Source organism: Blautia glucerasea (genome assembly GCF_013304385.1).
Classification (GTDB): domain Bacteria; phylum Bacillota; class Clostridia; order Lachnospirales; family Lachnospiraceae; genus Blautia_A; species Blautia_A ammoniilytica.
This window is the reverse complement of the sequence record NZ_JAAITU010000049.1, coordinates 1-26128: the sequence shown is the minus strand read 5'-3', so window position 1 is coordinate 26128 and position 26128 is coordinate 1. Positions and strand designations below refer to the sequence as shown.

The window sequence follows — 26128 nt, the reverse complement described above, 5'->3', positions numbered from 1 at the left end:
GGATATCCTGTAGATAAACTTTGTAAGTATCTTAATATTACACGCTCTGCATACTATCACTGGCTAAAACATCCGAAAAACAATAATGAATTGCAGAACGAAACGTTATCTATTGAAATTCAAAAGATACATAAAGAACATCCGGATATGGGATATCGTAGAATCCGAGATGAATTAGATGGACACAAAGGAATTCATGTGAATGATAAACGAGTTCTCCGCATCTGTAGAAAATATGATATAAAGTCAAATATTAAATGGAAACCCAAAAGCTGTACCAGAGGAGAACGAAATCCCGATCACATTGCCAAAAACTATTTACATCGAGATTTTCATGCGGATAAACCGAATGAGAAATGGCTCACCGATGTATCCGAGTTTAAATATTACAGTGGAAATGAAGTGCACAAGATATATTTGAGTGCTATTTTAGATTTATACGATCGAAGAATTGTAACTTTTAAAATAAGTGACCATAATGATAATCCATTAGTTATGAATACTTTTGATGAAGCAGTTTGCTTGGAACCTGATGCACATCCGCTCTTCCATTCTGACTATGCCGAATAAAAAATTATGCCGAAGTTTTAAATTATTGCCTGAGTTTTCTTCAACTTTGAAATAATCTTCGGCATAGTATTCCAGGTTAATCCAAGGAGTAGAGAAGCTTTTTTATGTCTGACTTTTTCCAGATTTTCTCGCTTTCATCAAATGCCGGAGCGGCTTTATTCATTGCTTCACTCATCATTTCAAGCGTTGCAAATGCATAAAAACCGGATGTCGTTGACATACTCTCATGACCAAGCAGCTGCGTGATAAAAGGAAGCGGCACTCCGTTACGATACAGATCCATCGCTTTTGTCTTACGGATCAAATGGCAATGAACGTTTTCTGGTATCTCCGGACATGTGTCTCGAGCCTTCTTCGCAGCTGTTTTGAGTATCAGACTGATGCTGTCAGTCGAAAGCTGGTGAGGGACTCCATCAAGATGACTATAGAATAGCGGTGCCTCAGTTAAATCAGGATGGAATTCTTCAAGATACTTTCTTAGGTGAAGCACTGTTTTCTTCATAACGGGTACGTTTCTGGTTTTGCGTCCTTTTCCTGTCAGTGTGACATAGGGGTTGGGCATATCTAGATGGAGAGACGATACAGACAGATCTGAAAGCTCCTGTACCCTTGCTCCTGTATCGTAGAGAAGAATCAGGATCATCCTGTTACGGCGGTGCTTTGCCGTCCTGGTATCGTATGCTGCCAGTATTGCTTTTGTTGCAGCCGACTGCAGGTATTCCATCGGCTTCTTTTCTTCTTTGACCTTCCTGACTGAACAAATTTCATTGTAGATACCGCGGAGTTCAAAGTCTTCATCTGCACAGTATTTCAGAAAAGAGCGGATTGCAGTCAGCTTCAGGTTGATTGTTTTGGATGCGTACTTTTTTTCATGAAGCCATTCAACAAAGTCTTTAACATTGCTACGGCTGAATGCTTCAAATGTCACCTGGTCTTCCTTGAGCCTTTCGTGTTTTCTAAAAATGAAAGATAGGAGTTCAGGGATTGCTTGTAAGCTGCAACAGATTTATCCGACTGGTTTCGCACCGCAGGCATAAAATCATGAAGGTAGGCTCGTGCCATCTGCCAGAAATCTTTATCTTTATTCCTTTTATACTTCATCGGCATCCACCTCCGGAATCAGTTCTTCTGTGGAGGCAGTCATGCAACGGTATTGAGGAAAGAAATCAGGAATTAGGTGTATGTAATAATAAGTACTATCCAATGAAGAATGCCCCATATATCTCATCAGATATGGAAGCATTGCGTGGATATCCTTTCCTTCTGATGACCAACGCATGATGTTTGCACAGGCAAAGTGATGTCGCAAATCATAAGCCCGGGGTTTTACTTTTCCGTCTCTTTTTAAACCGGCTGCCAACCAGATGTTTTTGAAGTTAACAGATAAAGCAGTACTGGAACAAATTCCTCCGTGCCCGCCAGGGAAGAAGTATTCTCTTTCTGGAAATATCTTTCTTATGGCAGCGTTATAATCTATAAGATACTGAGTCAGTTCTTCTGATAAAAACAGTCGCCTGTCACGATGGGCCTTGCCCCACAGGATATCGACGTATTCTTTGTCCAGATGAACATCCTGGCATTTCAACTGCCTTGCTTCCACTGACCTGACGCCGCAGCAATACATGAAACGGTATAGCGCCGGAAAAACATATGCCCTGCCTGGAGCCTTGTGTCGGAGGACATACTGATCGCATTCATTAAAAAAGCGTTGTATTTCAGTCTCTGTCATCAGGTAGACATCCGGATGATATCGCTGAATGATGAATGAATTATCCAACACATACGCATCGCTATCTCCAGAAATCACAAGATATCGGCCGAATTCACGTATCGGGGATACCCAACTTCTATCGGCAGTGGTTGATTTTTGTGCATGTTCCAGAGCCCAGCCGTCTACAACTTCCTTAACCAGAGTGTGATGGTCACCATGGGCGGCATTGTACCGATCTAATTCACTAAGATATGTGGCAGCCGCTGCATACTTGATACCCAATGCGCGTTTATAATCAAGGAACTCGGACATAGCCGGACCAAGTTTGCTAATAAAGGCGTTCATGAATGCACCTCCTTCGATATGTCACCAAAAGGAAGGACACACTCCTTCAGCCTTATTTCGTCAGTAGTGATATAGATACTGGTGGTATCGGGGTCTGAATGTCCAAGTATGGCAGCAATCGTTTCAACAGGAACTTCATTCCTGACCATTGTCGATGCGGCGTTATGCCGGAGCATATGCATTCCCAGTATGCGTTCATCTTTAGATACATGTGCCTTTTCAAGAATACGCTTTACCATCATGTAGCATGAGGAATGGCATGAAAGCGGGTCAAAAGGAGCGATAAGTCTTACAAACAGGTAGTCGTTTGGGGCATCAGGTCGTTGTCTGGTCAGATATCTGGCAATCGCATTGCCTACTGCCGGAGTTAAAGGGACACAGACAAGATTTCCGGTTTTACTTTGTTTCCAAGAGATTGTATCGTTCCGCCAATCTATATCCGTCAAACGCAACTTGATGATGTCGCATGCCCTGATACCAGTAGTTAACCCAAGAAGGATCATGGCTGAATCGCGCAGAGGGGTTTCATTATCTTCTGTAACGGATTTGATGCGTTCCTGTTCCTCTGTTTCAAGTACAGGAATGATACGATGATGTCTGGGGGCATGAATGCCTGACAATGCCATCAACAGATCGTTACGATCAAGGTATCGGCAAATGTTCCTGAGTTCGCAAAGGATTCCACGCTGCCGCTCAGGCTTTGAACACTTAACATAGTCGAGGATTATAGAGGTTGTCAATGATTCCAATGGACAAACATCATACCCTCGTTCCAGAAAAGAAAGGAATGAGTACATGCCATACTCATAAAAATGCCGTGTGTTCTCGTTATCATATCTCTCCCTTAAATAGTAACAGTAGTCCGAGTATACCTTGCCGTAATACTCCCCGGATGGTTGTACTCTTGCTCTTGTGGTAACAGAAAAATCAAACTGCCCAGTATTAACATAAGATTCAATCAAACGGAAGAAGCGGCCTTGAAGATGATAACGCTCTTTACTGAATTTCCCGATTTTGGGACTGATTACAGCGTCAGCATAAAGCTTGCCGATTTCATAGCTGTATTCAGTGACTCCGTGTTCTTTACAGAATGCCTTAAATCTTCTGACAGCACCCTGGTAGTTGAAAATGGTGGATTCGTTATATCCAGCATTTTTCAAAGCTTCGATGAGCAATGTGCAGACAGTATTAATATCCATCTTGAAGCACCTCCTTAAAAATGATGCTTCAATTATATAATACTATGCCGAAAAACTATTCTTAATCGAAGTAATATCAGGCAAAAGTGAAAAACTTCGGCATAGTTTTTTCTTCGGCATAGTCCGAATTATCCTGAATTCGGTATAATTCTGATCGTGGATTTCAATATACAAGTGCACAATTCTGCACCCGGTTAAAGAAACATCATATGAAACAAAGTATGTCCAGAGTTGCCCATTGTATTGATAATGGACCGATGGAAGGGTTTTGGGGGATTCTAAAACGAGAGATGTATTACTGCCAACATTTCAATGATAGAACTACCTTAATTGCAGCTATAACCGATTATATCCATTATTACAATAACCAACGATTGCAAAGAAAGTTAAATGTGATGACACCAATGGAATATCATGATCAATATATAAAAGCAGCCTAAAAATATCGCCAGCCATAAATCGGCTGACGATACAAAAATTTATTATTTTTTATTGTCCTATTGACAGGTAGCACACCAAAATGGCATCTGTGAGAGTTAGCCTGTTTAATTTAACATATCGATTGAAGACATCATGTGCATGAGAATCAGAAACATGAAATTTTTTTGCTATAGAAACAGAAGTTTCTAAGAGATTCCTGTAAGCATCTACGATAAGCATATCTGTAGCATTTGTTGTTCGTCGTTGCCGGTTTACAAACTTAAATGATTCGCTTGTGTCGTATAGGCATTCAGGATTTGTACATCGCCATTGACGCTGCTTCAAGATAAGAACAAGTGAGTAATTATCTTGAAGAATTGGATGATTAATAGTTCTCTTTTTAATGCCACGTGAATACATACGAAACCCGCAAGAAGGGCAAAAGTGTGGTACAGGTGGAGTTGAAAGAGTAAGTGTTTTGGTTTGACCTTGAATTTGAATATCGGTGATCTCGATATCTGTATCTTCAAGATCGAGTAAATTTGTGATACTATTCATGTATCCTCCTTTCTGTTTTGAAATTTCCGCAAGAACAATCATACAAAAAGAAGGAAAAAAATAAAATAGGATTGATCAGCGATAAGAACTGATTAATCCTATTTTTTATTTCTACATAGGCAGACAAGAGCCAGCCCCTCAAACCAAACCCTCAAACCAGCCCCTCAAACTTGCCCCTCAAGTTTGCCCCTCAATCTAAACCCTCAAAAAGACATCCCCTCAAAAACTTTGATTACCCAAACATTCATACTGACAGCCAGTTTTTACAGGAAACTCTAATCGCTATGGATAAATCCGATGAACAAATCGTACTCATAACAGATGGTGGATATGATGGACAGGATAACATTTCTTTAGCAAAAGAAAAGAATGTTAAACTTGTTACTACAGCACTTACAGGAAAAGAAGCACCGGATGTTCTTGCAGATTTTGTGTTTAATAATGATGGTACGAGGTTAATTACATGTGCTGCCGGACATGAACCAATTAGTCAGTCATACGCAAAAGCAACCAGACAATGTCAAGTTTCATTTGATAGAAATCACTGTGTAAATTGTCCGTATCAAGACCAGTGCCGACCTAAGATATACAAAAAAGTTGCTACATTTATAACATCGAAAAATGCATCTAACAGAGCAAAATCTCAGAGATATATGCAAAGTGATGAATTTAGCAATTATGCAAAATTAAGGAATGGCGTTGAAACAGTTCCCGCCAATTTAAGAAATAACTTTCACATTAATCATCTTCCAAGAGGAAGGCAGAGAGGGAAGTTCTTCTTCGGAGAAAAAATTGCAGCACTAAATTTTAGAAAGCTCTTTAATTTCAGAAAGGGCTTAGGTAATTATGCTTCGAATCCTGCACTAACTTAGATATTTAGGATAAGTAATGCCATGATATTTGATGGATAATACCAAATATCATCTATAATTCAGTAAAATATTAACTTTTCAAGGATCTAAGAAATATGTCATTCATAGAGATATTAAAAATCTATGTTTTGATCCCGGCATCATACCATTGGTTGATGAGCTGTACCAAATCATCAAAGAAAACATTTTACTGATTGAAAAATATATGTAGCTGTATCTACACCTATTTAGCACCATTTGGGCTTCCAATTTCATTACAATTCTTCTTTCTCATAGCATGCGCATCTATGTTTCGTATCACAATCTGTTTAATTCTGTTCGCTTATTTCTAATAATCCTGCTCTTCATTTCACTGTGTTGATAGCATTTCCATAATGATCTAGCACTGCTCCAATACAATACAATTTTTTCCCGCTCCACCTTATCAGTTGTGTATTCTGTATATTTTTCATCTTATTTTTTGTTCATTTTAGTACAAATCTTTATTATTTCTGATATGGCATGTTTTTTCTATGCTAGAATTTTGCAAATATAAGTTCTATTAAATTTCACTATTATATACCAAAGAGAAAAGAAAACATGTCATATGTTTTCAGGAGGATTCACTTGAACTATCAACAACGTATTCGTGATTTGCGCGAGGACGCTGACAAAACGCAGACACAGATTGCAGAATATCTGGGAACTTCTCAGACTATGTATGCCCGCTACGAACGAGGAGCTAACGAGATGCCAATTCGTGTTTTGATTGCGTTATGTCAATATTATCAGGTATCTGCCGACTATATTCTGGGCTTTACCAATACAAAACGCCCACTTCCAGGAAATCAGTACCACAAATAACAGATGTTTCTCGCCATAACACCAAAGAATTGTAAAATATCCTGAGCAAGTAACAATGCCTAAATGGCCTTGCACTTGTCAGGATATTTTTATGCTTTTCCCAGGATATTTTTATTTAACTGTTACCACACATGTTACGGTTTTCTTTCCAGCTTTCACTTTAACCTTCACTTTTCCTTTTTTGATTGCCTTTATCACGCCTTTAGAAGAAACAGTTGCTATTTCTTCATCGGAGCTGGAATATGCCAGTTTAACAGTACTGGTGATCGGAGAAAGAACCGGCTTCAGGGTAAGCTTCTTTCCCTTTTTGATGGTAATCTTCTTTTTTACACCGGTGATCTTGGTAGCTGCAACCTTAACCTTTTTTACGTTTACAGTAATCCTGGAAGTGGCGCCGCTTTTCATTGTGACTGTGATCACCGCTTTACCGGCTTTTTTCGCAGTGATCTTAAAGGTTTTATTATTCACTGCTACAACTTTTCCATTGGATGTTGTCAAAGATGCAATACTATCGGATGGATCCTTATCTGCGATAAGCTTTTGCCCAGAAACAGATTTCTTCACCTGCATGGGCAGTGTTTTGGATACCAGTTTCACCTGAGCAGTCGGCTTGGGAAGTTCCCGTTCTTCCCTGTTATGGCATACTGCACATTCCCTGCTCTCTATTCCGGCGGCAAAGATGGTAGGTTCCTTCGTTACAGTATAAGCCCCATACTTGTGACCAGCTGCAGGAATGATTTCTGTTCTTGTTTCACCCCCTGCAGAACAGGTATATGTTCTGATGCCAGCCTCCGTACAGGTGGCAACCTTCGTAACAACACCAGCATCCCAGTTGTGGGTGTGAATGATTTCATATCTGAATCCATTTTCCCGTGCATATCGTTCTCCATCTGAATTTGCATGCACCTTAAGCAGGGTAATATCTTTTTTTGTGATACTATCATATTCCAGCTTTGTATTTTCAGGTATTTCAATCTCTTTCAGATTGGTACAATCAGAAAATCCATCCATGCATATCTTTTCAAGGCCATCCGGCAAGGACACTGACACAAGTTCTTCGCAACCGCTAAATGCATCAATACCGATCACTTTTGTTTCTTCAGCAACCACCAGATTCTTCTTTTTCGGTGGACAAATAAGCAGCATGCTTTTATCTTTTGTATATAAAACACCATTCACCGATGTAAACACAGGATTATCTGGTGCCACCATAATATTTTGCAATACTGAATTCACCAAAGGATGAGGATGGAACCAAAATGAAGCTGAATCCAGATTCATATCTGCAAAATTTACTCCGAACAAGGAGACCACCTTAGCCGAAATGTTGTATTCTGTTTTACCTCCTGGAACAAAGATCAGGCCTGTCTGATCCTTATTATAAAGAATCCCATCCACTGCACTATAATACGGATTATCTTTATCTACTTCAATATGATCGAACTTATTAGTAGTTCCTGAAAAAGCATCCCCTTCGTCAGTAAAAATATCACCCAATTTCTTAACATTTTTTGGTATGAAAATATTCTGCAGATTTTCACACCAATAAAATGCGCCACTACCAATCTTTTCAACAGATTCTGCAATCTGAACGGATTTCAGTTTTTTGAAGCCTGAAAACATAAAACTGCCAATTGATGTAATGCCTTCTTCAATAACTATCTCTTCTGCATCTGTTATCCAAGGTTGAGCGCTACCCCAGGATCCGTACGTGGGACCAGAACCACTGATCGTCATTACTCCATTTTCGATTTTCCAAAATGCATTTTCCCCACACACTCCAGAATTTTCCTGGTTCACTGGATTTATAAACACGGAATGCACATTTCTATTCTCCCAATAATCCATATAATTCCATGGATATAAATAATATACTTTTCCCTTCTCTAGATTCAGAGTTGAAGATTCCATAAACTCCATAGACTGACCGTCAACGATCCGAGCCCACCCTTCGCCTTTCTCTTCTGTACCATAAGGATAAAAAGGCTTTACCATGTCAACGATTGTAAACTCCCCACTTTCTTCTGGAATCAACTTTACAACTCCTGTTTCTTCTACTGTTGCAGTATATATGCCGTTTTCCTGACGAATGGCATTTATTGCGTTGCTGACAGCCTGCAGTACACATAAATAAGTTTCTGAAGAATCATTTCCATATTTTATGCTGACGATGTATTCTCCAGGAATAATTTCCGCTGTATCATCAGTGCCTTCCGCTGATATTTTACACTCATAATAATTCCCTTTGGAATCCTGCTTTCTTTCTCCATTTTGGGAGAAAGAAAGAAATTCTTCAGAACCGTTAGTCGTTATCCTTATTCTCAGTCCGGTAAGATCAAAATCATCCACGGATTCTACTTCTTCATAAAAATATGTGTCTTTTTCAGGTCCATCTAATAACTCTACCTGTCTATCGTCATCTTGGGCTTCGTCATAGCTGTCTTCAAATAATAATGCTTCCTCACCGGAGTCTGATACTTCTTCGATGATATCCGGCGTTTCCTCGCTTTGATCTGATGCTTCGTTCCCTACATCCTCTACATCCTGTACACCAGATTCTTCCGGTGCGGTCGTCTCTTCCGTTGCAACTCCATCTGTAAACCCGACTTCTTCTGCCAAAATACTCACAGACACCGAATGTGCAGCCAACATTGCAACCGAAAGGATCACACTTAATACCTTCTTTTTCATGTGTTTCCCTCCCTAATGATATTCGATTAATATACTCTGTTTTTATTTAACCGTCACCACACATGTTACGGTTTTCTTTCCAGCTTTCACTTTAACCTTCACTTTTCCTTTTTTGATTGCCTTTATCACACCTTTAGAAGAAACAGTTGCTATTTCTTCATCTGAGCTGGAATAGGTCAGTTTATCTGTACTGGTGATTGGAGAAAGAACCGGCATTAGGGTAAGCTTCTTTCCCTTTTTGATGTTAAGCTTCTTTTTTACACCGGTGATCTTGGTAGCTACAACCTTCCCCTTTTTTACGTTTACAGTAATCTTGGAAGCAGCGCCGCTTTTCATTGTAACTGTGATCACCGCTTTACCGGCTTTTTTCGCAGTGATCTTAAAGGTTTTATTATTCACTGCCACAACTTTTCCATTGGATGTTGCCAAAGATGCAATTCTGTCGGACGGTTTTTTATCTGCAATAAGCTTTTTCCCTGAAACAGATTTCTTCACCTGCATGGGCAGTGTTTTGGATACCAGTTTCACCTGTGCAGTCAATTTGGGGATTTCCTGTTCTTCCCTGTTATGGCATACTGCACATTCCCTGCTCTCTGTTCCGGCGGCAAAGATGGTAGGCTCCTTCGTTACAGTATAAGCCCCATACTTGTGTCCCGTTGCAGGGATGATTTCTGTTCTTGTTTCACCATCTGCAGCACAGGTATATGTTCTGATGCCATTCTCCGTACAGGTAGCAGCCTTCGTAACAACACCAGCACCCCAGTTGTGGGTGTGAATGATTTCATATCTGAACCCATTTTCCCGTGCATATCGTTCTCCATCTGAATTCGGATGTACTCTCAATAGGGTAGTATCTTTTTCGGTAAAACTGCCATCTTCCAGCTTTGCATTTTCAGGTATTTCAATCTCCCTCAGATTGGTACAGTCAGAAAATCCACATGTGTGTATCTCTTCAAGCCCATCTGGCAGGGTCACTGACACAAGATCTTTGCAACCGCTTACAGCATCACAACCAATTACTTTTGTCTCTTCCGCAACCACCAGACTCTGTTTTTTCGGTGGGCATGTAAGCAACATACTTTTATCTTTTGTATATAAAGCACCATTCACCGATGCCAACACCGTATTATCTGGTGCAACTGTAATATTTTGCAATGCAGAATTCGTATGAATCAAAGCGAAACGGCAATCCCTGAAAGCAAAAAAATCCGGCTTCAGATCCAACCCTGCAATACCTATTCCTGCTATAGAGACTACCTTCGATGAAATGTTGCATTCTATCTTACCTCCCGGAACAAAGACCAGATCCGTCTGATCCTTGTTGTAAAGAATCCCATCTACCGAGCTGTAATATGGGTTATCTTTATCTACCTCAATATGATCAAACTTATTCGTAGTTGCCACAAAAGCAGAACCTATTTTTTTTACATTTTTAGGGATAAAAATGTTCTGCAGATTTTCACACCATCCAAATGCACTATCATCAATCATTTCAACAGATTCTGCAATCTGAACGGATTTCAGTTTTGTAAAGTCTAAAAACATACAGCTGCCGATAGACGTAATGCCTTCTTCAATCACGACCTTTTCCGCCTCATATGCTCCTTCCGACCATGGTTTTCGATCATTATACCAGTATCCATACGTAGGTCCAAAACCACTAAGCGTCAGTACTCCATTCTCAATTTTCCAGGAGACATTTGCCCCGCACACTCCGGAATTTCCCTGGCTTACCGGATTAATAAACAAAGAATGCCTATTTCTATCATCCCCAGGATAATCCCATGGATATAAATAATATACTTTTCCTTTCTCCAGGACAAAAGTAGAAAAGCTCATAAACTCCATAGACTGACCATCAACGACATAAACCGAACCCACGTCTTCCTCTTCTGTGCCATAATGCTTTACCATGTCAGTAATTGTAAACTCTCCACTTTCTTCCGGGACCAGCTTTACAACGTCCATTTCACCTGCCGTTGCGGTATATACGCCGTTTTCCTGACGGGCTGCATCAGTTGCAGTGTTGACTGCCGGAAGCACACGTAAATTAACAACGTTCGCATGCCTGGAATCGCCTTTATCATGCCATATTCTACAATCATATATTCCCGAAACAATTTCTTCTGTATCCTCACCACTTTCCGCTGATATTTCGCATTCGTAATAATTTCCTTTGGAATCCTGCTTTTTTTCTCCATTTCTGGTGAAAGAAATCACCTCCTCAGAATCACCAGTAGTTACCTTTATACTCAATCCAGTAAGATCAAAATCATCCACGGATTTTACTTTTTCGTATACATATAATGTTTTTTCAGGCCAATGAAAGAGAGTTACCTGTCTATCGTCAATTTTGCCATCTCCATCAAACAAATCAATATCATTGACTTGAACTTCATCATAATTGTCTTCAAATAATGATACTTCCTCGCTGGAATCTGATACTTCTTCGATAATATCCGGTGCTTCCTCACTTTGGTCTGATGGTTCATTCTCTACATCCTGCACATCAGATTCTTCGATTGAAGGAACTTCTTCCGCTGATGAAAATGTCTCTTCACCGGACAAACCTGCTTCTTCTGGAGCAACCGTCTCTTCCATTGCAGTTCCATCTATAAAATCGACTTCTTCTGCCGAAGCACTCACAGGTGTAGACAGTATTGCAACCGAAAGGATCACACTTAATGCCTTCTTTTTCATGAGATTTCCTCCCTCGTCTAATGATATTTGATTTATGCACTTTGTTCTAATTTATGTACTCTGTTTTTATTTAACTGTCACCACACATGTTACGGTTTTCTTGCCAGCTTTTACTTTGATCTTTGCTTTTCCTTTCTTCAGTGCTTTTATCACGCCTTTAGAAGAAACAGTTGCTGTTTCTTCATCTGTGCTGGAATAGGTCAGTTTATCTGTACTGGTGATCGGAGAAAGAACCGGCTTCAGGGTAAGCTTCTTTCCCTTTTTGATGGTAAGCTTCTTTTTTACACCGGTGATCTTGATGGTTGCAACCTTCCCCTTTTTTACGTTTACAGTAATCTTGGAAGCAGCACCGCTTTTCATTGTAACTGTGATCACCGCTTTACCGGCTTTTTTCGCAGTGATCTTAAAGATTTTATTATTCACTGCCACAACTTTTCCATTGGATGTTGTCAAAGATGCAATTCTGTCGGACGCGTCTTTATCTGCAATAAGCTTTTGTCCTGAAACAGATTTCTTCACCTGCATGGGCAGTGTTTTGGATACCAGTTTCACCTGTGCAGTCAATTTGGGGATTTCCCGTTCTTCCCTGTTATGGCATACTGCACATTCCCTGCTCTCTGTTCCGGCGGCAAAGATGGTAGGCTCCTTCGTTACAGTATAAGCCCCATACTTGTGTCCCGTTGCAGGGATGATTTCTGTTCTTGTTTCACCATCTGCAGCACAGGTATATGTTCTGATGCCATTCTCCGTACAGGTAGCAGCCTTCGTAACAACACCAGTACCCCAATTATGGATGTGACTTCCTATTATTTCATACCTGAAGCCCATAGCCTTGGCATATGCTTCCGCATTTGAGTTTGCATAAACCTTCAAAAGAGTAACGTCTTTTTCTGAGAAGCAACAAATTCCCATATCGACATTTCGGGGAATTGTAATCTCCCTCAGGCTGGTACAGCCAGAAAATCCATCTATGCAGATCTCTTCAAGACCATCCGGCAAGGTTACAGAAACAAGCTCTTTGCAATCATGGGCAGCAGCCCATTCGATTTTTTTTGTCTCAGCTGCAACTGACAGATATTTCTTTTTCGGTGGGCAAACAAGAAGCCTGCTTTTATCCTTGGTATATAAAACACCATCCTCTGATGTAAGCACTGGATTATCTGGTGCCACTGTAATGCTTTGCAATGCAGAATTTCCACTTCCAAAAATATCACGGCATGACATTGCATGATACGGATATGTCTCCAGGTTTACTCCTGCAAAGGAAACAACTTTCGCAGAAATATTACATTCTGTCTTACTGTCCGGAACAAAGATCAAATCTGTCTGATCTTTATTATAAAGAATCCCATCTACTGCACTATAGTACTGATTATCTTGATCTACCTCGATATCACCAAGCTTATAAGTATACCCAAAAACATATTCTCCTATTGTTTTTACATTTTTAGGAATCAATATATTCTGCAGATTTTCGCAGGAAGAAAAGGCGCCACCGCCAATCTTTTCAACGGATTCTGCAATCTGGATGGATTGCAGTTTAATACAACCTTGGAACATATAATCTGGAATGGACGTAATGCCTTCTTCAATTACCACCTTTTCTACATCTGTCCATTCTTTTGTTTCGTCATAAGCATATTTATTATACAGTGCCCCCGAACCGCTGATCGTCATTACTCCATTCTCGATTTTCCAGACGGCATTTGCTCCACATACTCCGGAATTTTCCTGACTTTCTGGATTTACAAAGAGGGTATATGTACCATTTTCAGAATCGTCGTCATCATCTTCGTCATCATAATTGTCTTCAAATAATGATGCTTCCTCACTGGAGTCTGATACTTCTTCAATAATACCCGGTGCTTCCTCACTTTGGTCTGATGGTTCATCCTCCACATCCTGTACACCGGCTTCTTCGATGGAAGAACCTTCATCCTCTGATGAAGGTACCTCCTTCGGCAAATCTGCCTCTTCACCGGACAAACCAACTTTTTCTGGTGCCACTGTCTCTTCCATTGCAGTTCCATCTGTAAACCTCATTTCTTCAGCCGAAGCGCTCACAGGTGTAGACAGCATTGCAACCGAAAGGATCACACTTAATGCCTTCTTTTTCATGAGATTTCCTCCCTCGTCTAATGATATTTGATTTATGCACTTTGTTCTAATTTATGTACTCTGTTTTTATTTAACTGTCACCACACATGTTACGGTTTTCTTGCCAGCTTTTACTTTGATCTTTGCTTTTCCTTTCTTCAGTGCTTTTATCACGCCTTTAGAAGAAACAGTTGCTGTTTCTTCATCTGTGCTGGAATAGGTCAGTTTATCTGTGCTGGTGATTGGAGAAAGAACCGGCTTCAGGGTAAGCTTCTTTCCCTTCTTGATGGTAAGCTTCTTTTTTACACCGGTGATCTTGGTGGTTGCAACCTTCCCCTTTTTTACGTTTACAGTAATCTTGGAAACAGCACCGCTTTTCATTGTAACTGTGATCACCGCTTTACCGGCTTTTTTCGCAGTGATCTTAAAGATTTTATTATTCACTGCCACAACTTTTCCATTGGATGTTGTCAAAGATGCAATTCTGTCGGATGCGTCTTTATCTGCAATAAGCTTTTGTCCTGAAACAGATTTCTTCACCTGCATGGGCAGTGTTTTGGATACCAGTTTCACCTGTGCAGTCAATTTGGGGATTTCCCGTTCTTCCCTGTTATGGCATGCTGCACATTCCCTGCTCTCTGTTCCGGCGGCAAAGATGGTAGGCTCTTTCGTTACAGTATAAGCCCCATACTTATGACCTGCTGCAGGGATGATTTCTGTTTTTGTCTTCTGGCAGGCTGTACAGGTGTAGATTTCTACTCCGTTTGTCGTGCAGGCAGGCATTTGAATAATTACAGAATTGCCCCATTTATGCATATTGTCCTTACATTCATTTTTTACTGTAATAAGCAATTCTTTCTTTATGCTCTTATAATTTGTATTTTCTGCTGCAATTATATTTATGACAGCCGTTCCGGCCTTTTTTCCTGTTATGTAGCCATTACCATCTACACTTACTACATCGTCGCTGTTGGATAAATATGAAATTTCACCCATGGCTGATGCCGTAATTGGAATTATTTCACCGATTTGCAAACTTGTCTTGCTAACATTTACTGTTAATTCTTGTTCTGCTTTACGAATGGTAAAATTAACAGTTTTTCTTCCTCCATATTTTCCCTTTCCTGCAATTGTTACCATCGCACTTCCGGCATTAATATTATTGTTATAAGATAATATATAATCTTGGTTTTCATTTAAAACAATATCTCCGCCTGTTACTATTATGGACGGTTTTTGTTCTTGCCCATTAAAAGTGTATTCTTCCTGAGATAACTTAACCTCACATTTATCAATCAATGGCTGCCATTCTTTCCACGTAATCTGACCACTATAGTTTTTATCAGTTTTGCCGAACCACGTAGCATTATCTTTTTCCACAAATACGGTTGCGGTAACATCCATAAACAAATGTTCGCCTATCTCTGTCGGCGCATCACCAGTAAAATATATATCTTTCCATTTACTGTTATTGTTATAACGATTATAAAATACGTTATTTGTCACTTTTGCAACTGTATCTGCTACAACTATTTCCCCTTTTCCCATTGGACAATAAATCAATTCTGTTAAGTCCTTGTTATACAGGCATCCTTCATAAGAGCTGTATACCTTGTTCCCGGCATCTACATTTATCTTCAACAAATTACTGCAATCTATAAATGCATTAAATATATTTAGTTTTCCTCCCATTCCTGTTGCAATATACTCTACAGCGGCTGGTATTGTAATTTCGGTTAATGATTCACATTCACCAAACGCTGACGAATATATTTTTTTTAAGTTGGATGGAAATTGTAATTTTTTCAATTTAGTGCAACCTTCAAACATACCATTCCCTATATTCGTTAGTGTATCTGGTAATTTAACGGTCTGTAATTCTGTACAGCCAAGAAAACTGCAGCTTCCCATACTTTCCACATTTGCGTTTATAATAGCCGATTGCAGATTAGTGCATCTTGCGAAAGTCTCGCCTTCTATTTTCGTAACTGATTTAGGAATCTCTACCTGTCGCAAATTTGCACAGCCGTCAAATGCTTCATAGCCAATCGTTTCTATTCCATTTGAGAATTGTACACGCTCTAATGATGTACAGCCAGCAAATGCTTGTCTTTCAATTATTTTTACATTTCCTGGTATTTCTACTGTAACTAATTTCCCTCCAGAAAAAGATTCTTCGCCTATTTTATTTAGATTAGAAGATAATTTTATTGATTTGATAAAGCTATTTTCAAATGCATTATTCTCAATTTCTTTTACATTGTTTGATAAAATTACATTATCAACCAGTGAATTATAAAACATTTCCTTATACACATGCACAGTATTCACAGTAACATTTTCAAATCTTGCCATTTTAAAAGCGCACGCTGCCTCCGTAATATTTTGGGGGACAATTAAACTATCACATCCTGTATTCCAAAAAGCGCTATCCCCAATTTCTTTCAATGTCGAAGGTAATGATACTGATTGTACAGAACCTGTTGAGTTATAATTACTTATTGTTATCCCTGCACATACAAAGGCACCGTTTCCTATTCTTGTCACTCCTTCTTCAACCACGATTTTTCTTATTAAATTGTTATATGTCTGCAGCCAGGGTGTTGGTCCAGCACTGGTCATTGAAATAGAACCCGTAGGAACTCCATAATCTTTCATTGCTCCTGTTCCACTTATTGTTAATGTACCGTCTGTATCCAATTTCCATTTTACATTTTCTCCACATTCCCCTGATGCTATAGTTGATAATTGCAGATCTATTTCATTTTCTTCCGAGATTTCTGAAGAAAATATTTCTTCATCTGATCCATTCTCAGCTTTCTCATTCGTCCAATCTGTTTGTTCACCTTCCGCTTCTATTACGTTCTCCACATCTTCTACATCCTGTACACCGGCTTCTCCGATGGAAGAAACTTCGTCCTCTGATGAAGGTACCTCCTTCGGCATGTCTGCCTCTTCACCGGACAAATCAACTTCTTCTGGTGCGACTGTCTCTTCTATTGCAGTTCCATCTGTAAATCCGATTTCTTCTGCCGAAGCGCTCACAGGTACAGAAGGTGCAGCCAACATTGCAACCGAAAGGATCACACTTAATGCCTTCTTTTTCATGAATTATCCTCCTTTTTTAATTGTTCTCGGAATCTTCAGCCCTGATTTTACAAGGCTTCCAGACCCCTGTCTCAAAAAATCACCCACTTTTTTGCAAAAACGCTTGACAAATCACCAAAAATTTGTGGCGAAGCCGATTGATTATATTTTATTTCAATCGACCGGAGGCGATTTTTATGTTACCTGTTAATATCGGCGGACATTCCGCCTATCAGGATACTTTCGTATCTGATTTCCTTAAATTTTATCCTGACCCGTTTGCTCTCTCTAAGAGTACCTGGGATTATATCGTGCAGTTTTGGTACCTTGATCTCTCTATGACGGATTCCATCATGCAGCATTGTTATTCTATCTTTGGTCCGGAACCAAGACTTCCTTCCTGTATGCTGCGTTCTTATCTGCTTGCTTTAAAACTCAAAGTGACTTCCATCACGGTTTGGTGTCGCATGCTCAGGGAAACTCCTCTTTATGCTATCCTCAATGGATTCCCTTTCGGGGATACCCCTGGTGTCGGGACTTTTTATGATTTCTTTTCCCGCATCTGGCAGAATGACGGAGACAACCTTTCACCAAAAGACCGTTTCCCTAAAATGAAACCGCCAAAAGGGAAAAAGAAAGGCGATAAAACTCCCTGTGATTCTTCCAGTACGGCATCCCGACTTCTTCCTTTGCTGGAACGCTGGCAGCTCAAACCAGAAAATCCATTCTTTCTCATCTTCCGGCTTTATCACCAGCAGTTCCTGTCCGTTTCCTGCTCGAAGGGACTTATTGACACGGAGCATCTGGCTCTTGCCGGTGACGGGACCCCTGTCCGCACTGCCGCCCAGCAGCGAAAAAAACGGATCTGTGATTGCAGGGAAAATGGCTGTTCCGCCTGTAATTGCAAACGTCATTATTCCCAGCCGGATTGTAACTGGGGATGGGACTCCCATCGGAAATGTTATTTCTTCGGTTACCACCTCTACATGTATGTGGCCTCCGATTCCCATAGTGACCTTCCCGTATTCCCTCTTTTAGAGCGTGCTTCCCGGCATGATATGCTTTCTTTTCTGCATTCTTTTTTCTCCATGAAAGCATACCTTCCGGAGTTCCGTATTGAAAAACTCCTTCTGGATTCCGCCCATGACGCTTATGCTGTCTATGAATACTGCAGACAGAAAAATATCACTCCCTTTATCGACCTTAATCTCGGACATACCGGACATTTCACTTATAAGGACGATTTCACCATTGATGAGGACGGCGTCCCGATCTGTAAGATGGGCTTACGTATGCATAAAGACGGATATGAGGCTGCTAAGCACCGGGCGAAATACCGTTGTCCAAAATCAAATCGGACACGTGGCTGCTTCTGTGAGCATCCCTGTTCACCTGCGAAATACGGAAGAACCGTACACATTTTTACTGCAGATAATCCAAGATTATTTAACATACCGCCAAGAAACAGTAAAACATGGAAAAAAGAATATGACGGAAGGACTTCCGTGGAACGTTCTAACAAACGTGAGAAAGAAGACTATAAATTAGAAGACGGCAGGCACCGCTCTACGAAGATGTGGTACTGCCGCCTCTATGGCATCATGATGCTACAACATCTTGATGCCTGGGAAATGCCGTCAGTCGAGGCATTTCAAGATTCATTATTAAGATTGGCCTCTTAATAATGTTATCTTAAACGACTCCATAAAATTTTTCAAGGCATAGTACCCGCTATGTCCAATATTTATGTCCATTTCTCGTAAATTTCTTTTCCTGCACGATATTCAGTTGTCAATTTTCGGTTGGAATCTCATTCATTGAGATTCCGAGAAGTTATATTGGGTTCTAAAATATTTGATTTATGCACTCTATTATAGTACATTTATTTACTATTTTCAAGCTGGCAACTGCTTGAGTTTCCGCAGTCTTATCCACAAGACCACAACTTTATTGTATTGAATATACACAATTTTCAAAAAATGCCCAAAATATAAGGAATCCTATTCCTTTTTGATGTAAAATTAATTCACCACAAAAAAATCGTACTAAACAAAAAGAAGGAGGATTCCCTGTGGTTAATTTTACATCAAATACGTATCAAATGAAACGGGAAATTTTATCCTGAATTATTCACGGTTGTGTCGTGGAAGTGGCTGAAAGCCACATGGTTACTGTATTTTAACTGAATACTGTTTTTCATCTGTTTTTCATCTATCAAGTGAATAAAAAAAGAGCATCCATTTGTGGTAAAATTTATTAGGAAAGTATCAGATTCAGAGCAGTTAAGAAGAGCAGATTTCTTCACTGAGGAAATCTGCTCTGAATGTGATTCTTTCCAATTGTACCAATTCGCGGACGTGTAGCCACGGAGTATATGGGGATTGCATTTATTCTACTGGGTCTCAAAAATGTAGAATCTCTGCAAAATCAGAGAATGGAAGCCCTTGTTGCTGTCCTATATTGAAAAATGTGTATGCAAAACAAGCCTCCAACGGTGCAGGCTTAAAAAACAGTATGGTCAAAGGGCTGTTATCCAAATGCACCATGTGTTCTTCCGAGTAACCTCATGGCGGAATGTCCGCACTGTGGACAGCAGCAAATGTCTTTTTTCCAGATTTGCTTAAACAGCTCCCTCATTCCGATACCAGCATACCGCTGCTTAAACTTCTGGTATCCCTGGAGTTTAAAAATAAGCTTCAGATTTTTGGATTTCATGCGATTGTTAAGAAAACCGTAATAACGGACTTTCTGGAAACCGGTTGGAAGCACATGCATAAGGAAGCGCCTGATAAACTCCTCATTACTGAGGGTAACCGTACGACGAGGGTCACCTGGTTTTCTGCCACGGGCAGTGAATGTTGTGTGTGTATCCGTGACAGAGATGATTCGGCTGTTAGAGATAGCAACCTTGTGGGTATAGCGTCCAAGATATTCGATTGCATTACCAAACCCATTGAATGTTTCTTTGATATAAGGGCACCAGTCTCTCCGATAGAGAGACTCTTTAAAGGTATTCCAGCAAAAGGATGTTTCCTGCTTGTAGAAAGAAATGGGTATGTTCAGAACACCTGACTGGTACAGGACATTCAAATGGTATAGGAGTTTTCCCTTAAATTTATCCCGTTACACAAACACCGGGATAAAAAATTTTCCTTTTGATTTACGGATCTTCCCATCCGGCGTAATGCCGCCGCCGGATACGATGCAGTGCATATGTACATGATAATCAAGTGTCTGGTTCCAGGTATGAAGAACCTGAATAATCCCGGGTGTTGCTCCGAGATATTTTTTGTCGGCAGACAATTCCAAAAGTGTCTCGGCGGAGCATCTGTGAAGAAGACCGTATAAAAGCTTCTGATTGTGATAGAGAAGCGGATTTAATTCGTGTGGAAGTGTAAAGACCACATGAAAATAAGGCGAGTCAATGACTTCGGCTCTGCGTTTATCCACCCAGAGTTCTTTTTTGACAGCCTGACAGTTCGGACAGTTCCGGTTACGGCAGGAATTGTTATGGTATTCAATGTGACCACAATCGGTACACTGACTGATCGTTGCGCCTAAAATGCCAGTTTTGCAGTTCAGTATGGCATGAGAAGTTTTGAACTGTTCAGGAGACTCCGGATGGTGTTCCGAAAAGTCTGCATAGGAATAGTTCCAGACCTGCTGGATTTTTAAATCATTCATGATAATCACCATCCATTAAAGTATCAAATGGGCTGGTTGCAGTATGTTTGCTGCTGACAGCCAGATGGACATAGATGGTTGTGGATTCCAGAGATTTATGACCAAGCAGGGTTTTTATGGTCATAAGGTCAACACCATTTTCGTAGAGGTGCGTTCCAAAAGCATGCCGGAAAGAATGACAGGTAAAGCGTTTTGACCATCCAAGCTCAGCCTCGTGTTTTGCGATATGTCTGGAGAGATAAAAGGTGTCAATGGGTTTTGAAGAATCTCTCTGTTTTGGAAAAAGGTAGCCGGCAGGTCTTCCACAGGCAAACCAGTACTCGGTAAGAATGTCAAGAGCCTGTTTGGAAAGGATGGCATAACGGTCAGAGTGGTTTTTACCATGAGTGATGTGAATGCGCATATTTTTCCGTTGAATGTCTTCATAACGAAGATTGCAGACTTCACCAATGCGAAGACCGGAAGAATACATGAGAGCAACCATAGCTTTCGGTTTGAGATCGGTCATGGTGGAGATGAAGATTTTAGTTTCTTCTTTTGTAGGAACAAATGGCAGATAGGCATCAAACTTCCGCATAGGAAGCTGTGTATCATCCCAAGGCTTATGAAGAACGTAAAGAGTGAAAAAACGCAGTTGGAAAATGGCAACATTGATCGTACGATCAGAAAGATTCCGTTCCCTTTGAAGGACCTCAAGAAACCGCCGCTGATCGTTGTAAGAGACCTGTGAAGGCGTTTTGTGAAGGGTAATCTCGATATAATCGAGATAAGTAGAAATATAAGTCCGGTAAGATTTCATTGTATGGTCGGTAAGACCACGAAGAGAAATCATTTTTTTGTAGCATTTTAAATAATCCATGAAATAACCTCCTGAAATAAGTGAAAGATAAAGTAACATCACAAAAAACAGGTGGTGATCTGGATAAAAAATAAGTTATGTAATTGTTAAGTTAAAAAAACATGATAAAATACGCATAGCAGTTTTGGTTGTTATGTGGTTGTTTGAGTGTGGTAACTTAACAATACAACATAAAAACAAAAACTGCTATTTTTATTAAAAAAAAGTAGTTTTATATACTTAGGGCTAGCCGTCGCGCTAGCGACTTGGTACAATTAAGGTGTCTAATCAAAATAAGTACCAACAAAGGAGCCCTTTATGAGTATTGTAAACACCTTATCATTAGAAAGCAATAGACAGATTAAAATAAAATTTGATGGGGCTGTCGCTTTAACGAATAAAATTTCGTGAAGCGGCAGCTTCATTTATGCCGTTTTTGGGATTATTTATTAGATTTCTTCTGATATTTTCTAAAAATGACGTACTTTAATAAGACATCTTTGAAACTTGGAAAATGTGTTTTTAAAAAGTTAAAACTCAGGCACTTTTCATCGGAAATAAGTGTGTCCCTGTCTTACCTGTTTGGATTTTGTTATGCAGTTTGTTTATATTTCTTGCCATTGCCAGTAATGTACTTTCTGCCAGAACATTTACTGTCCCTTTGCTTAAGTATCTTCTGAATTGCATATCCTGTTTCAGATCCCCAAACGAACCTTCTGCCTGGATACTTCGGTTTGTTCGAAAAAGAATTCCTTCTTCTGAAAGGATCCGTTCCAGATCTTCCCGCCTGTATTTCAGGAATGTTTTCGCAACCTGAAGTGTTTTTGTTCGTTCTTCCAAAGGTGTTTTACAGTTGTTGCCTTTGATACATTCTTTTTTGTAAGAGCAGCTTTCGCAGTTCTCACATTTGTAAATCGTTTTTTCACTCACATATCCGGTTTTGCTTTTGGAATGACTGATATGATCTACTGTCAGTTTTTGATTATTTCGGCAGGTGTAAACATCTGCCTTTTCATCATACTCCATGTTTTCAATCTTTCCTATGTTGTTCCTGTATTTACGTGTTTTCGAAATTTCATAGTTAGTGGGTTTTATATAAGAAAGCTGTCCATTGCCTTCAAGAAACAGATAGTTTTCCTCGCTTTCATACCCGGCATCCGCAGTGATATTTGTATATTTGAATTTAAGATGCGCTTCTGCATCTTTTAAAAATGGTATCAGAGTTGTCGTATCAGTAGGCTGTGGTCCGATCGTAAGCCACGTGATATACTCAGAGTCTACACCATGTTGAAGATTGTATGCCGGTTTTAACTGCCCATTTCCCATGGCATCTTCTTTCATTCGCATAAATATAGCATCATGGTCTGTTTTTGAATAACTGTTCCGTTTTCCACAGATATGAATTTTTTGATTATATTCCTTGAATCTGGATAAATATCCCTCAAGTGTTTCGATGCTTTTTTGAAGCGGCGTTTTTCTTTTTCCTATACCATGGACAAAAACTACATTTTCACTTTCTTTCAAAGCATAAAGTTTTTTACGGAGTTTCTTCACATACTTCATTTTTATGGTATTGCCATAAACAATCTTTATGTCATAAAGCTGTTCACATTCGGCAACAAAATCAGCAAGTTTTACGAGGAGTTTTTCCTGATTTTTAGTTACTGCTTTCTTCCAGACAAAAGTATATTTGTTTGCGCTGGCTTCAATTTTTGTACCATCAATAAAAACAGTCTCCCCGGAGACTTCACCAAGTTCAAACAGTGTATTGGACATTTCTGCCAGTATCCGCTTGGAACAGGGAGCAAAATGAATACTTCAAAAACGTGCAAATGTTGCATGATCCGGAGCGGGCTGACCCTCCAGAAGGAACATGAAATTGATGTCTCTTTTACAATTTAGTTCCATGGAACGAGAGGAGTAATCCCCGTTCATGTAAGAATAGAGCACAATCTTCAGAAGTGTTCTGGGCGATACAGAATTTATTCTTTCATAAGTAGAATATAGGTCAGTCAAATCCATAGCCTCCACAAACTGACTTAGTAATCGAACAGAATCATTATCCGGAATGATTGTTTCAAGATTTAGCGGAAGTTTAAGTTGATATCCGTCTGAATTTTTCGTATAATCTTTTTGTAATAATTTAGTTAGTAGCATAACTTAATTTTACACCAACTGCCGGATTCTTTCGAGGTCTGGCAGTTATTTTTTGCACAAAAAAAGGGCATGCACCCAATGGTGCACACCCCATATTAAAAATATCAGCCTTCAATGGCGATATGTTTCTTTTCTTCTACTTCCGGTTTTGCTTCCTTCTTCGGAACGAACAATTTCAGGATGCCATGTTTAAATTCAGCTTTTACATCCTCCTGGTCTACATCCTCACCCACATAGAAGCTTCTGCTGCAGGCTCCGGCATAACGTTCCTTACGGATGTAACGTCCGGTTTCCTTCTCCTGTTCATCCTTATCAAGACCTTTCTCAGCACTGATGGTCAGATATCCATTCTCCAGAGAAGCCTTGATCTCATCCTTTGTAAATCCGGGCAGATCTACCATCAATTCATAGCCATTAGACAATTCCCTGATATCTGTCTTCATTACGTGATTAGCTTTCCTGCCATACAGCTTCTTCTCTGTATCTTTCAGTGCTTTATCATCATAATAGAATGGAAATTCATTAAAGAAATCATCAAATAAGTTTTCTCCAAAAACGCTAGGCATTAACATAAGTCATCTCTCCTTTTTATTATACATTTATGTTTTTTACCTGTTTCTTTGGAACTCGGGTATCTGTTGGGATCTCATAGAACCTATTTCTTTGTTCTCTTTTTATCCTCTTCCTTTGTTCTATATGTAATATAACACATGTTATTAGCACTGTCAAGAGGTGAGTGCTAATTATTTTGTGAAGATTGTGTGAACTCTACGAGCCATGCACATTTACGTGAAAAGCCCTCGTCCAAGCTTGCTTGGTAAAGAGGGCTTTTTCATGGAAATGTATAGGGCGACAGCCCTACAGCGAGGGAATTCTTTCCCGAGCTGTGCATGGCGTAACATTCTCTTTCGCACGGAGGTTTCTTGATTTGACCACATTTTTACGACAAAATCTTGGAAAAATATATTCGTCTGATTTTCTTACCACATTTTACGACAACGGCTTCTGTTTTATACCACAGCAGGTACGGTTTCTGGCAGGTTCATTTTAGACATCTCGTTCTCCACATGAGACATTTCTGTAATGTGATTATAAACATTCATTGTGATCTGTGCATCTGAATGGCCTTCGCTCCGCTACGGTCGGCGCTAAACGTATATCCACTGGACATCCAGCGCCCCATCACATACTGAATAACTTTGGGATTGACGTTGTTTTCACCCAATCTGGTGTGTTTTATCATCTACTCCTACAATCAGCCTGCCACCCTGTGTATTGGCAAAAGCTACGATTGTTTTCATGTACTTTTCACTTTTATCTGGCAAGGTAACTTTGTACTCTATATTTTTCGATTCACCGGAAAATAATGTATCCTCTATCCTTCTTTCCTAGCAAACAAGAAAACAAAACAGGTCATTTTTCTCTTTGTGCTTTTTAATTGATTCATCCATCGCAAAATAATCATTGCTCCATATCCCCCTGGTCAGAGCCATTATTGTCATTACTTCTCCGTATGTATATGTCTATTACTTACAAAACTCAAATGCCACATAATACACATAATCATTTTTTGAAAGATAATCTGTTTGGTTATTTATAAAATCGTCTAAAGTTGGAACACTCATTTCATCGTTATCATAAACAAAAGCAATTAGTGGCTGCTGCTCATTGTATCTAATGTCTACGACATTTTTTATTTCAGTTGCTGATCTACCATAGTACTCTCGATCCTCTACATTTTCTAAAATAGGAATTTCAGTTGACAGCTTACTACCATCTCCTGAAATAATTAGTTTAATTGCATAATTGTCAAAATCAGGCACCATTACGATTTCACCACTTTTTGGCGAACGAATATCTTCAAATCCCATTTCTACTTTGTCCTGATCACTCAATTTCCCTGATTCGTATCGATAAATATGTAATCTAAGTTTTTTATATTTATCCGCTGTGATAAACTTGTATACGAATGCTCCATCCGGTCCAGCAAGTAATTCTGCCGTCTGCATTTCTATACTATCCTCTGCAAGTGGCGAAATAAAATTCTGTGGTTTTTTAAAATGGTATATTGTAAATCCGATTATTGATGCAACACAAATAGATATAACTAGTAATATACATTTCATAATTTTCAGACATTTCTGTTTATTTATATTGTCTCTGATTACTTCAATAATATTTGTTTCTGACTTCTGAATCATGTTCTCTTGGGCTATATCTTCTCCAGCCAGAAATTCATTGAGGCTAATACCAAGAATTGAACAAAGTTCTTTATAAACAGATACATCCGGAAGGCAAACGCCCGTTTCCCTTAATTAAAGATATTGTTGGGTAAAAAAGAAAGGTCAGTCGATTT

17 protein-coding genes and 3 pseudogenes are annotated in these 26128 nt (G+C 39.6%); 5 read left to right on the top strand and 15 right to left on the bottom strand.

The annotated features are described in order from the left end of the window. The coding region (locus G5B11_RS15600) for an IS3 family transposase (protein ID WP_173729000.1) at nt 1–570 on the top strand (570 nt) is incomplete at its 5' end. A gap of 76 nt (nt 571–646) precedes the next feature. Here G5B11_RS15600 and G5B11_RS15595 read toward each other — a convergent pair. Genes G5B11_RS15595 through G5B11_RS15580 form a run of 4 tightly spaced genes read right to left on the bottom strand, consistent with a single transcriptional unit; the run spans nt 647 to nt 3825 of the window. Then, complete coding sequence (locus tag G5B11_RS15595; protein ID WP_173728999.1) at nt 647–1498, bottom strand: tyrosine-type recombinase/integrase; 852 nt, start codon at nt 1496–1498, stop codon at nt 647–649. Then, nucleotides 1495–1671 (bottom strand): hypothetical protein, encoded by a 177-nt coding sequence (locus G5B11_RS15590; protein ID WP_173728998.1) that lies wholly within the window; start codon nt 1669–1671, stop codon nt 1495–1497. Before G5B11_RS15590 ends, G5B11_RS15595 begins: the two co-directional genes overlap by 4 nt. Then, on the bottom strand, nt 1661–2626 hold the full coding sequence (locus G5B11_RS15585; RefSeq protein ID WP_158422699.1) for a tyrosine-type recombinase/integrase: 966 nt from the start codon (nt 2624–2626) through the stop codon (nt 1661–1663). Before G5B11_RS15585 ends, G5B11_RS15590 begins: the two co-directional genes overlap by 11 nt. Beyond that, complete coding sequence (locus G5B11_RS15580) at nt 2623–3825, bottom strand: tyrosine-type recombinase/integrase (RefSeq protein WP_173728997.1); 1203 nt, start codon at nt 3823–3825, stop codon at nt 2623–2625. Before G5B11_RS15580 ends, G5B11_RS15585 begins: the two co-directional genes overlap by 4 nt. Nucleotides 3826–4034: 209 nt before the next feature. Here G5B11_RS15580 and G5B11_RS19630 point away from each other — a divergent pair, with 209 nt between their 5' ends. Continuing rightward, a complete protein-coding gene (locus G5B11_RS19630; RefSeq protein WP_334298004.1) occupies nt 4035–4265 on the top strand; it encodes an IS3 family transposase in 231 nt (76 codons plus the stop codon). Nucleotides 4266–4314: 49 nt separating this feature from the next. Here G5B11_RS19630 and G5B11_RS15570 read toward each other — a convergent pair whose 3' ends face one another. After that, complete coding sequence (locus G5B11_RS15570; RefSeq protein ID WP_173728996.1) at nt 4315–4803, bottom strand: hypothetical protein; 489 nt, start codon at nt 4801–4803, stop codon at nt 4315–4317. Nucleotides 4804–5087: 284 nt separating this feature from the next. Here G5B11_RS15570 and G5B11_RS15565 point away from each other — a divergent pair, with 284 nt between their 5' ends. Together G5B11_RS15565 and G5B11_RS15560 are read left to right on the top strand one after the other, a co-directional pair. After that, a complete protein-coding gene (locus G5B11_RS15565; protein WP_173728995.1) occupies nt 5088–5675 on the top strand; it encodes a transposase in 588 nt (195 codons plus the stop codon). Nucleotides 5676–6281: 606 nt separating this feature from the next. Then, nucleotides 6282–6518, top strand: a complete 237-nt coding sequence (locus G5B11_RS15560) for a helix-turn-helix domain-containing protein (RefSeq protein ID WP_330603155.1) — start codon at nt 6282–6284, stop codon at nt 6516–6518. A gap of 111 nt (nt 6519–6629) precedes the next feature. On the opposite strand, the gene G5B11_RS15555 is transcribed toward G5B11_RS15560, so the two are convergent. From G5B11_RS15555 to G5B11_RS15540, 4 genes are all read right to left on the bottom strand, one after another. Continuing rightward, nucleotides 6630–9209, bottom strand: a complete 2580-nt coding sequence (locus tag G5B11_RS15555) for a leucine-rich repeat domain-containing protein (RefSeq protein WP_173728993.1) — start codon at nt 9207–9209, stop codon at nt 6630–6632. Nucleotides 9210–9251: 42 nt separating this feature from the next. After that, nucleotides 9252–11909, bottom strand: a complete 2658-nt coding sequence (locus G5B11_RS15550) for a leucine-rich repeat protein (protein WP_173728992.1) — start codon at nt 11907–11909, stop codon at nt 9252–9254. A 66-nt stretch (nt 11910–11975) separates the two neighbouring features. Beyond that, nucleotides 11976–14027 (bottom strand): leucine-rich repeat domain-containing protein, encoded by a 2052-nt coding sequence (locus G5B11_RS15545; RefSeq protein ID WP_173728991.1) that lies wholly within the window; start codon nt 14025–14027, stop codon nt 11976–11978. A 66-nt stretch (nt 14028–14093) separates the two neighbouring features. Then, nucleotides 14094–17114, bottom strand: a complete 3021-nt coding sequence (locus G5B11_RS15540; RefSeq protein WP_173728990.1) for a leucine-rich repeat domain-containing protein — start codon at nt 17112–17114, stop codon at nt 14094–14096. Nucleotides 17115–17290: 176 nt separating this feature from the next. Between G5B11_RS15540 and G5B11_RS15535 the strand changes: the two genes are divergently transcribed. Beyond that, nucleotides 17291–18775, top strand: coding sequence for a hypothetical protein (locus G5B11_RS15535; protein ID WP_173728989.1), 1485 nt, complete (start codon nt 17291–17293; stop codon nt 18773–18775). A gap of 847 nt (nt 18776–19622) precedes the next feature. On the opposite strand, the pseudogene G5B11_RS15530 reads toward G5B11_RS15535, so the two are convergent. The 6 genes and pseudogenes from G5B11_RS15530 to G5B11_RS15505 form a co-directional block, all read right to left on the bottom strand. After that, nucleotides 19623–20777: pseudogene (locus G5B11_RS15530) on the bottom strand (IS91 family transposase). Next, the gene (locus G5B11_RS15525; RefSeq protein ID WP_173728988.1) at nt 20770–21636 is read right to left on the bottom strand and encodes a tyrosine-type recombinase/integrase; all 867 of its coding nucleotides are present in this window, start codon (nt 21634–21636) and stop codon (nt 20770–20772) included. The pseudogene G5B11_RS15530 and the gene G5B11_RS15525 overlap by 8 nt, the downstream one beginning before the upstream one ends. A gap of 516 nt (nt 21637–22152) precedes the next feature. Next, a pseudogene (locus G5B11_RS15520) lies at nt 22153–23772 on the bottom strand (IS1182 family transposase). A 104-nt stretch (nt 23773–23876) separates the two neighbouring features. Further along, nucleotides 23877–24344: an Hsp20/alpha crystallin family protein gene (locus tag G5B11_RS15515; RefSeq protein WP_158421640.1), complete on the bottom strand. Its 468-nt coding sequence runs from the start codon at nt 24342–24344 to the stop codon at nt 23877–23879. Nucleotides 24345–24995: 651 nt separating this feature from the next. Next, a pseudogene (locus G5B11_RS19790) lies at nt 24996–25151 on the bottom strand (AlbA family DNA-binding domain-containing protein); the annotation flags it as partial. A gap of 147 nt (nt 25152–25298) precedes the next feature. Further along, nucleotides 25299–25973, bottom strand: coding sequence for a transcriptional regulator (locus G5B11_RS15505; RefSeq protein WP_244093044.1), 675 nt, complete (start codon nt 25971–25973; stop codon nt 25299–25301). Nucleotides 25974–26128 lie beyond the last annotated feature (155 nt).